This is a genomic window from Bradyrhizobium cedriense, from assembly GCF_054602315.1.
In genome coordinates this window covers 77062-86687 of record NZ_JBTSWB010000013.1, presented here as the reverse complement: position 1 = coordinate 86687, position 9626 = coordinate 77062, and the positions used below count along the sequence as shown (strand labels likewise).

Annotated in this window: 9 protein-coding genes and 1 pseudogene; 2 read left to right on the top strand and 8 right to left on the bottom strand. The window is 58.7% G+C overall.

The genetic code is table 11. From position 1 onward, the window contains the following. The 5 genes from tnpC to ACYCVF_RS35790 all read right to left on the bottom strand — a co-directional run. The coding region (gene tnpC / locus ACYCVF_RS35810; protein ID WP_459607470.1) for an IS66 family transposase at positions 1-1124 on the bottom strand (1124 nt) is incomplete at its 3' end. Between the two features lie 51 nt (positions 1125-1175). Next, positions 1176-1529, bottom strand: a complete 354-nt coding sequence (gene tnpB, locus ACYCVF_RS35805) for an IS66 family insertion sequence element accessory protein TnpB (protein ID WP_459607469.1) — start codon at positions 1527-1529, stop codon at positions 1176-1178. Then, positions 1523-1945: an IS66-like element accessory protein TnpA gene (gene tnpA, locus ACYCVF_RS35800; protein WP_459607467.1), complete on the bottom strand. Its 423-nt coding sequence runs from the start codon at positions 1943-1945 to the stop codon at positions 1523-1525. Before tnpA ends, tnpB begins: the two co-directional genes overlap by 7 nt. A gap of 613 nt (positions 1946-2558) precedes the next feature. After that, entirely contained in the window at positions 2559-4004 is a 1446-nt protein-coding gene (locus ACYCVF_RS35795) for an MATE family efflux transporter (protein ID WP_459607465.1), read from the bottom strand. 438 nt (positions 4005-4442) lie between these two features. Next, positions 4443-5411: an ornithine cyclodeaminase family protein gene (locus ACYCVF_RS35790; RefSeq protein WP_459607463.1), complete on the bottom strand. Its 969-nt coding sequence runs from the start codon at positions 5409-5411 to the stop codon at positions 4443-4445. A 567-nt stretch (positions 5412-5978) separates the two neighbouring features. On the opposite strand from ACYCVF_RS35790, the gene ACYCVF_RS35785 reads away from it, so the two are divergent. After that, a complete protein-coding gene (locus tag ACYCVF_RS35785; protein ID WP_459607461.1) occupies positions 5979-6533 on the top strand; it encodes an amidase family protein in 555 nt (184 codons plus the stop codon). Between the two features lie 62 nt (positions 6534-6595). Then, positions 6596-6835, top strand: a complete 240-nt coding sequence (locus ACYCVF_RS35780; RefSeq protein ID WP_459607459.1) for a hypothetical protein — start codon at positions 6596-6598, stop codon at positions 6833-6835. Between the two features lie 144 nt (positions 6836-6979). On the opposite strand, the gene ACYCVF_RS35775 is transcribed toward ACYCVF_RS35780, so the two are convergent. The 3 genes and pseudogenes from ACYCVF_RS35775 to ACYCVF_RS35765 all read right to left on the bottom strand — a co-directional run bounded on the left by ACYCVF_RS35775 (position 6980) and on the right by ACYCVF_RS35765 (position 9414). Beyond that, positions 6980-8065, bottom strand: coding sequence for an IS5 family transposase (locus tag ACYCVF_RS35775; RefSeq protein ID WP_459607457.1), 1086 nt, complete (start codon positions 8063-8065; stop codon positions 6980-6982). A 791-nt stretch (positions 8066-8856) separates the two neighbouring features. Next, a pseudogene (locus tag ACYCVF_RS35770) lies at positions 8857-9269 on the bottom strand (Rieske (2Fe-2S) protein). Next, positions 9262-9414 (bottom strand): amidohydrolase family protein, encoded by a 153-nt coding sequence (locus ACYCVF_RS35765; RefSeq protein WP_459607456.1) that lies wholly within the window; start codon positions 9412-9414, stop codon positions 9262-9264. The pseudogene ACYCVF_RS35770 and the gene ACYCVF_RS35765 overlap by 8 nt, the downstream one beginning before the upstream one ends. Positions 9415-9626: the final 212 nt, after the last annotated feature.

Genomic DNA, 9626 nt, shown 5'->3' with positions numbered 1-9626 from the left:
GAGCGGCGCTCGGCATCAGATCGGCCGGGGAGGGCTTTCTCGACCGCGTAGAGCTGGGCGATGCGCTCGAGAGCGGCAACCGGAGCCGGCGCCGGCGAAGCCTCGCGCTCGATCTTCACAAACTGACGCCGTAGATGCGACCAGCAGAACGCGAGCGTACCGGACAGGGCGTCCGCACGAGTCTCGCGTGTCATAGTCTTGTAAGCCTCATAGCCATCGCAATGGATGATGCCACGGTAGCCTTCGAGCAGCCTCAAGCCATGGACGGCGCCGCGGCCCGGTGCATAGGCATAGATCACCCCAGGTGGGTCAGGTCCGGCCCAAGGCCGGTCATCGCGCGAGAGCGCCCAGAAGTAGCCGGTTTTGGTCCTGCCGCGCCCCGGATCCAACACCGGCGCCGGGGTCTCATCGACGCAGAGCTTCGAGGAGGCGAGCAGAAGCTCGCGCAGACGATGCCACAAGGGCTTCAATTCCTGAGCGGCATACCCGACCCAGAAGGCGAGCGTGGAACGATCAATGGCAATTCCGTGGGTCGCCAGCATCTGCGTCTGACGGTAGAGAGGCAAATGCCAATGATACTTGGCGTCGATCACATGCGCGACGAGCCGCTCGGTGGGCAATCCGCCCCTGATCAATCGTTCGGGCGCGGCATGCTGGAGGACGACGCCATGGCAGGCGCGGCAGGCCAGCTTGGGCCGGCGGGTGATGATCACTCGGTATTGCGCCGGAACGACGTCTAGTCTCTGACTCTCATCGCGACCAATCTCAAAGAGATCACCTTTGCAGGACGGGCAACAGGTTGCAGCCGGCATCAGTGTTTCAACGATGCGTGGCAAATGCTCCGGCAGCTTGCCACGATTGGCCCTGCGCTCGGCAGCTCTCTTCTCGCATGTTTTGGGATTGGCACGATCCTCGGCTGCTTCGAGAGCCGCGACGGCCTGATCAATATCCTCCAGAACAAGCTGGAGCTGATCAGCGTCCAGCTTTTCCGACGATCGGCCGAACTGCGCATCTTTTGCAAGTTTGAGCAACCGCTCGAGCCTAGCGCAGCGATCCAGCAGAGCCGCGGCAAAGACACGTAACTCGGCTGGATCGCTCGGCAGCTCATCAGGCAAATCACTCATTGGCCCGAGTCTGCCATGCTTCGCGCCCCGATGCAGCGAAGATTTTATTTTCTACGCAAGCGCTTTCGGCTGCGGGATCCGAGGTGCGTGCATGCGCGTCCAGTCCATGCCGGCCAGAAGCGCCGACAGCTGCGCGGCGTTCATCCGCATCACGCCGGCCACGATGGGAGGCCACTTGAAGCCGCTGCTGTCGAGCCGCTTCCAATACATCACAAGGCCGCTGCCATCCCAGACGACAATCTTCACCCGGTCGGTGCGCTTCGAACGGAAGACCACCGCCACGCCCTTCATCGGGTCATGGCCCAGCGTCTCCTTCGCCAAGAGCGCCAAGCCATCCGCGCCCTTTCTGAAGTCCACAGGCTGCGTCGCAACGTAAATCAGGAGGCCCGCGGGTGGCGTCAGCATGAACGGGTCCGTCGGAGCGCCAAAAACACATCACTCAGCACGGCAAGGCCAGGCGTTCCGCGCACCTCCACCCGGGCCCCCAGGAACTCAACCATAACAGCAGCTGCCTCCGGCGATCCGGAAGGCTCCGCAGCCGCCGGTAGCGAAGCTTCCGACACCAACGGCACGAACGACAGTGCATCCGCCGAAGCCGGCAGCGCCAATCGTCCCGAACGCACTCTGTGCCGCCAATCATGCACCTGCTGGGGCCGGCAGCCATGGCGGCGGGCGACATCTGTCACAACCGCGCCCGGCTCGAGGCTTTCCGCGACGATCTGCACCTTCAGCTCATCTGGCCAGCGCTTTCGGCCCACGCCAGCGTACACTTCAATACGCGACGATACTGGTCGTCTTATGTCGTCCGAATGGTCGTCCATTGTGAGCACCCTTGCCGAAGATGACTCTTCTAGCGGCGCTCCCAAATCTACGCACAAACAATCTGAAGGGCCTCGGCGCCACGCTTACTATGGAGGTGCTTTGAGAAGCTGAACTGCTGCTTTCGGTTGTCGCGGTTTGGGATAACTGGCTTGGCTCCGAGCTCGTCGCGTTCATCAATTCAGCGCTATCATAGGCCTTGTGGCCGGGCATGCGCTTCGGCGGCCTTACTCTGCGGAGCAATCGCTCTGCAACCGGGTAGTCGTGCACCTCGCCTCCGGTCAACAGAATGGATATGAGGGGTCCCTTAGCATCTGCGAGTGCGAGAATCTTCGTGTTGCGCCGACCGCGCAAACGGCCAATAGCCTGCCTATGCTCCTCCTTTTCCCGCCGGCTGCCGAGCGGTGCGCTTTTGCGGACGATCCCAGCCCGGCGCACCCACAACGAGATTGGAATGAAATTGATGCGTGTGACAAGGAAACTTGAGCATAAGGATCAGATCACCTGATAGCATCGTCTTCTGGATCAGACGGTTCGCCTTTATATGCGAAGCGCTTAATTGACGCTTCAGTGGCGTCGCCTCCCGAAATTCTAAGTCGCCGAGCGCGCCCGCAATCATATTAGTTGACGGGGTGAACACGGCATCTGAAGAGCAAGCCTGTTTGCTAGCAGCCGGAAACGCAAGACCAGGAGCACCGCGTAGACGGTTGTCCCAAATGATAAGCCAATCCAGATACCAATGGCACCAAGACCGATCTTCAAGCTAAGCACGTAGCTAAGGGAGAAGCCGATCAGCCAATAAGAGATGCCGGCGAACAAAACCGGAAACCGCGTATCCTTCAGTCCGCGCAGGCCACCCACCATAATGTTCTCCACGGCGTCAGCGATAAAAAAGCTCGCACCGACCAAAAGGAGATTTGCAGCTAGTTTGATGGTCGCGTCGGGATGACCAGCCGATTCGCCCAGAAACAACTCGGCGATCTCAAAACGTGTGGCTATTATTGCAAGCGTCAGCATCGCGGTGATCCCGACTCCGAGCGCCGTCGCCGCCAGACCTGCTCGCTTGATGCCAGGACCGTCGTTGCGACCGACCGCATGGCCGACTCGCACAGCCGTTGCTGTGCTGATGGCGAAAGAGATCATGGACAGGATCACGGTGACCTGAAGCGCGATCTGATGAGCGGCAAGTGCGCTGGTGCTGATCACGCCGGCCAGGAACGCTGCTGCTGTGAATATTCCGTACCCGAGTAAGCAGACGAATGAGATCGGCGTCCCGATCACGATCAGCTGCCGCATTAAGGGCCAATCGAAGCGCCAGAAATGTGCAAGCACGTGGTACTCCCGGAAAGGGCGACGCATTATGGCGAACCACAAACCGGCCAGAACCGTCCCACAGTTCACCAAGGTGGTCGCAAGACCCGCCCCAAACAGCTCCAGACGGGGTAGGCCGAGCTTCCCATAGATCAGCAAGTAAACCAGTAGGGCGTTTGCGGGGGCGGCCGCCAGCGTGATCCACAAGACTGGCTCCGGCCGATTGACCGCGGCCATCAAATTTCGAATGGCCTGAAAGCACAGCGCTGGGGCGACGCCCCCGGCCAGCCCGAACAGATATTGTTGGGCGAGCCGCGCCGCGCCCGGTGTCTGGCCAGCAGTGAGCAGTATCTGCTCCCCGCGCAGCGCAAACACCATGATCGGGAACGATAGCAGCAGCGCCGCCCACAGCCCCATGCGCAGCGAGCGCCGTACCACGGCCAGATTATCCGCGCCAAACGCCTGCGCTGCCAAAGGTGCGATTGCCGCTAGCAGGCCCACGCCGAGGGTGAAGCTAACGAGATAGACCCTGCTTCCCAGCGCCGCTGCGGCGAACGCCTCAGTGCTGATTCGGCCGACAAAGGCAAGATCGGTCATCATCATCGCGAGTTGCCCAACCTGCGTCAGCACCATCGGCAAGGCGAGTTTCGCGATTTCGCCGAGTTCGACAGCCAAGTGATGGACAGCCGCCCGTCTCGTCGGTTCGCACCGCGAAGCCGATGCCGGCTTTGTTTCGGCTATCTTGTCCATTCGTGCTGCCCGGTTTACGTCGGCGGACCAACGACTCTTGGCAAACAGGTCCACTCCGCTGCCGTCCCGCCAAACCGCCTTTATCCGTTTCGGCCGTCTCGACCGGAACACGTACAGCGCTCCGCTGAATGGGCCGGCTCCACGATCTCGCACCAGCGGCAACACGCTGGATTAAACTGCCGAACCGCCCCGATCACCGCGGCAAGTCGCTCAGGGCTCCACATCGCTGCCGATATGCACGCATGTCGCCGATCACGATGTCCACCTTGTCGCCCGCAACGACTTCAAAGCGCGTGAATTTGACCGCTCGGCCTGGTGCGAGAGAGCGGCACAACCATCGCCGCGTCCCGCGCTTTACGATTCCACGAATCCATCATGACGCTACTCCTCAAATGCGCGCGTCGCCGGCATAGAGCACTTGGGCGCCAGCCTCTAGTCTCATCTTGGCAGAATCGTTCCGACCCCAAAAGCGCGAGCCTTGCGGATCGCCAACTCCGATAGTGCCAGATCTGCGATTATGAAACCCCGGAAGCAGAACAAAGCTCGGATTGGCGCACTGGGCCGCCACGAACCAGAAACAAGATGCACGAGGTCATCTTGATACCTTGCGGATTCGACGGGGCGTCCTGATACGTCAAAAGGCGATGCGGATTGGTCCAAGGTATCTGTGACAAGCCTGTCGAAAGCAGTGAACCCTTCCGGCCACCAGCTCAAGCCCCCGTCCACGGCGGACACGAAGGACGAAGACGGTAGCAATCGAGCGTCTAGGAACGGCTTCAATCCGGGCGAATTCGGAACCGTGGAGACCACGATCTCGCTTTGACCCAACAGCGTTTCAGGATCGTTCGCTATGATTGGGTCGAGCTGCTTCTCGGAGGCGGCAGTCGCAACTCTCTCAGCGGAGCAGATGCTTCGACTCAAGAGGTAGATCCTGCGCAACGATGGAAAAAGATCAACAAACGCATCGAGGTGGCTAAGCGCCTGCAAACCGCAGCCTACAAAGCCAATCGTTGTGGGTGCCTCGGGCGCGAGATAGACGGCTGCCGCCGCAGACATCGCCGCTGTCCTTATTAGCGTGATGGAATTTCCATCGAGAACTGAGAGGGGCACCCCCGTCTTGTAATCGCTCACACAGATCAAGCCGTTGACCCCCGGCGGTCCTTGATTCCCTTCGACTGGAACCAGCGCTACACATTTGAATGCCGCGATAGCATTAGCCTCCGACGCCGAGCTCATCGACAAGAACGCGTAGCCCGGGCCGATCTTGATGACTGTTTTAGGCGACCCGATATTGCGGCCAGCCGCATTGTCGCGAAAGCCGGCAAGAACCGCCTCCCGCGCTTCCCGAGGCGAAATTTTCAAGCCTTCGATATCGACATTGGAAAGATAAAGCAGTTCGGACGACATCGCTGTTCCTTCCATGGGGTCGCGGAGACATCGCATGAGGCTGCTCTCCCGCGTCAATGCTGACGTATCCGCAGAAGCAACCGCCGTGCCATCGTTGTTCTCGGCGTCTATGCTACTGAGTGCGCTTTGAAACGCGGCTGCCCAGCCCATGGGCAAGTGTTTTGAATCCGACAAGTTTGTGCCGCTGTCAGAAGCTGGACAAGGATTGGGAGCATCGTAACCGTCCGATGAGGCTTCACCGGGGGCTTACTGAGCATCGAACCGGTAGACCCCACCTTGCACAACGCCGTTTCGGCCCGCTCATTAGCGCAACGGAAATCGCTAATCGCTTCTGCACGCCGCTGTGTGCCACACACCTTCAGGAGAGCGACAATTTGGATCGGCAAGAAAGATCGAAGGCCGTGGACTAGCTAGTTTCTCTCGCGAAACACCTACATTTGTGTCAGGGGCGCCATTTTCACAATGACCGTCGCGAATTAGCAGTAGATGTTAGCATTCGCCATGTGTCTTGACGCGAGTTTCGTCGCGATTTCATGAAGCGTCCGGTAGACCCTGCGCGACGCTCCGATGGTGGATTGGCATTTACGTAGCGACTTATTCGTCGCTCACTATCATCGCGAGATCGCAAAGTATGACGAGGGCTTCAATCCTAACATCCGTCGCAACTATGAGGCAGCGCTTGAGATGCCCATGGAAGCAATCGCAAAAGCGCGGCGCAGGCAAATGGAACTCTACCAAAGCTTTCAGAAGATATTTGACGAATTCGACCTTTTCATCTGTCCGGGGACTAGTATATCGCCGTTTCCATGGAAGGACCTTTATCCCAAGGAGGTCGATGGCAACCCCATCGAAAACTATATGGCGTGGCTGAACCTTACTGCGTCCATAACGGTGGTCGGTCATCCTGTGGTAGCGCTGCCTTGCGGTACCGATGAAGTCGGCCTTCCATTTGGCATCCAGATCATCGGACCGAACCATGGGGATCGCCATCTCCTAAGTGCAGCCCGCGCTTTAGAACATCTTTTTTCGACTGACCGCCAGTTGGCGCGCCCGGTTCCTAAATTCGCAACATTAAAGAACGTCCAGTCCAGTTGCCGAACGGAGGGTATTAACGTCCACTAAGTTGTTTTCAGGGCCTGGGTTCGACAACCCTTCATACACACTCTGGCGTCTTTTCTCGCTTTTTGATCACGCTCGTTATCGCAAGCGGAGTCGTCTTCACGGTACTCGAGGTATTTCCCGGTGATCCCGCTGAGCTCATGCTCGGACCCGATGCGACTCCCGAGATGCTTGCCGCACTTCGCGCTAAACTGGGTCTGAATGAGCTCACTCGCCTCAGAAATGTGAGCTGGACGGAAGGTGTTCTAATGGGCAACCTTGGCGAATCCTACACTATTCCGTCCCGGTCGCGTACTTGTCGGTGAACGCATTTGGATCAGTTTGACCTAGCAGTTTGCTGAAAAACCTTGAACTGAGTTTTCTTGTTCTGGGCAGTGATTGTTGGGGCGGCGTGGTGGAGTTGGATGTAATTTTCTGGCCTGGTGTTGGGTGAGCCTGACGCGGGGTGGCTATGCGGCAAGCAGTTTGGGAATGCGGATCAGGTTATAGGCGATCAGATTGAGCAGGAAGTCGGCGGCGACGCGCGCGATGCCCCGATGCTTGGTCTTGCGCATGGTGCCGTGCTGCTTGCCCCATCCGAAGATGCACTCGACCATCGCCCGGCGTGATTGCGACATGCCATACCCCGGATGCCGGGTCGTGCGTTCGTCGATGGCACTGTTGCGGGTCTTGCCGGTTTTGGTAACGGCCTGGTTCTGCGTCACATGCGGCGTCACGCCGATGGCGCGAAGATTGGCGACATGGTCGGCGGTATCGTACGCCTTGTCCTCACCGGCCGTGATGCGGCGGCCGACAGCTTTGCGTCTCGCCTTCAGCATGGTCTCCGAAGCCCGGCGTTCGGCGGTGCCATTGGCATGCGTGACCCTGCCGGCCACCGCCAGCCCATGCCGGTTCTCCATGGTGGCGTGGCCCATATAGCAAAGCTTGGCCTCCCGTCCGGCTGCCTTGCGATAAAGCCTGCTGTCCGGGTCGCTGGTACTCGCATGGGTGTCGTTCTTGCGCTTCTGGCCGTGGAAGTTGGCGCCGTCATCGTCGTCGCCGCTGCCGTCCTTGGGGCGAAAGCTCTTCTGTGAAGCCCAGGCTTCGATCAGCGTTCCATCCACCGAGAAGTGCTCGTCCGACAGCAGCGGCTTGACCTGCGGATGGTTCAGAAGTCTGGTCATGAACTTCGTGAACACATCGCCGTTCTGCAGCCGCTCCCGGTTCTTGGTGAAGGTGGTCGGATCCCAGACCGGATCGTCCGGCGACAGGCCCACGAACCAGCGGTACAAAAGATTGTAGTCCAGTTGCTCCATCAACTGGCGTTCCGAGCGGATGCCGTAGAACACCTGCGGCAGCAAGGCGCTCAGCAATTGCTCCGGAGGGATCGAAGGGCGGCCCTCGCTGGCGTAAAGCCTCCCAAGGCTGCGGTTCAAATCACTCAGAACATCCCGGACAAGTTCCCGGACTTTCCGCAGCGGATGGTTCGCTGGCACACGCTTATCCGGCGCGATGTACGAAAACAGGCCGCCCTGATCCGTAAACTTGCCGCGCATGATCATCTCCGCCGATTCGAGATGACAAAGTGAATCATCAAGCCACATCCGTGGCCAGGGGGTTCTTCAGCAGACTGCTAGCGCTTTTTGCTTTGCAGCTGCTGTCCACCATGACGCCCTGCCGGTCGGCACGATATCTGCTACGAACAGAAACGGCTGCCTCTACTAGGGGATCCTGGAATCTCGGTTACGGGATCATGGGATTAAGTCAACTTGAGATAGCCTTGCCTAACTTCTGGTAAGCGCTGCCTCTCGTGTATGTTTTCGCGATAGGATCGCAATGACTATCCTCCGGTGGCTTTCGAGGGTGGTCAGGCGGCCCTTGGGTAGCGCTGAAGGCTTTGTTCTTGCCTGCAATCGCGCTCACGCTGCCCCAAGCCAACGTGCTGCCGCCAGTCAGCACGCTAAGTCGAAGCATTTTCTCTCCAGAATCCGACCGAGATGCTGGAAGTAACGTGCGGAGGGGATGCCTTAGGTCGCGCGACGGAGCGGACGAGGACCGAGCCTATGCCGACGCTGCGGGCTTTCAGTCGGCACAAGCCGTTTTCCGCACAACCCATTGCTTCAAGCCTGCCCCATGACTCGGTCTGCAAAGGTCGGGAGCGGTACGCGCTGACAAGCTGCGCGTCCACGCAACGTTCGCTTTTCGTCGACTTCTGATTCCAATCAGCGTGAGCGACCATCGCGAACTCGACCGGCGATCACTTGAGACGTCAGCCGACTCCCAGACCGAGCAACCAAAAAACTGGGCTGTGCCAATGTTCAGGCGCCGTTCAAACCCAAGCGATAAGTTAGACTTCTAACACGATGTAATTGTCCTCAACGGAGACTTTAAAAGTCTCGGCAACAAACGGCCCCTTCTCAAGCTCAGAACCGGATTGAACTTTGACGTCGTACGTCTTTGTCTTCACTGATTCAGGGCTGCAATACGATTGACCCGAACGAATATCAAACTCCCAACCGTGCCAAGGGCATTTGATAATCTCTCCCGGGCGTGAGTATTTGAAGTAGCCTGGCCCGTCGGATTGAACCAATCCGGTAAGCAATCCATGACTTAGACGCGCTCCAGAGTGGGGGCAACGGTCAAGCAGCGCAAAAAACTGGCCTTCGCGATTGAAGATCACGATCGGACGCCCCTCACCGTTGTCGCGAGCCGCCCACGGCTCGGAATATCGCCTACCGCAGCAACGACATGTTTAGCCATCGCGCGACTCCAGGCCGTATAAGTCGGCAGCGTTTTCGAAATAGATCCCGCGGCGCTCAGACTCCGAAAGGGCGCACTTGAACGCCTGACTTGGATCGTCCCAATCCCAGTGCGGATAATCCGATGCAAACAGCAGTCGATCCAACCAAACCAGGATATCACGTCACGGATATCTTTCGCTCTCGCTGGCTCATCCATCGGTTGAGTCGTAATATAGATCGCCCGCCTGACATATTCCGAGGGAGGGCATCTTCACGTGTGGAACTTCATCTCGCATGCGGATCCATTGGCGATCTGCGCGCCAGCGCCAAGCATTGATCCACGCGAATCCCCCCTCGACGAGCACCACTTTGAGAG

Bases quoted from the DNA above. Each gene is read 5' to 3' on its own strand.
- tnpB (WP_459607469.1), bottom strand. From the start codon at position 1,529: ATGCTGACGCCACCCGCGGGCCTCCTGATTTACGTTGCGACGCAGCCT.
- tnpA (WP_459607467.1), bottom strand. From the start codon at position 1,945: ATGGACGACCATTCGGACGACATAAGACGACCAGTATCGTCGCGTATT.
- ACYCVF_RS35795 (WP_459607465.1), bottom strand. From the start codon at position 4,004: ATGGACAAGATAGCCGAAACAAAGCCGGCATCGGCTTCGCGGTGCGAA.
- ACYCVF_RS35790 (WP_459607463.1), bottom strand. From the start codon at position 5,411: ATGTCGTCCGAACTGCTTTATCTTTCCAATGTCGATATCGAAGGCTTG.
- ACYCVF_RS35785 (WP_459607461.1), top strand. From the start codon at position 5,979: ATGGTGGATTGGCATTTACGTAGCGACTTATTCGTCGCTCACTATCAT.
- ACYCVF_RS35775 (WP_459607457.1), bottom strand. From the start codon at position 8,065: ATGCGCGGCAAGTTTACGGATCAGGGCGGCCTGTTTTCGTACATCGCG.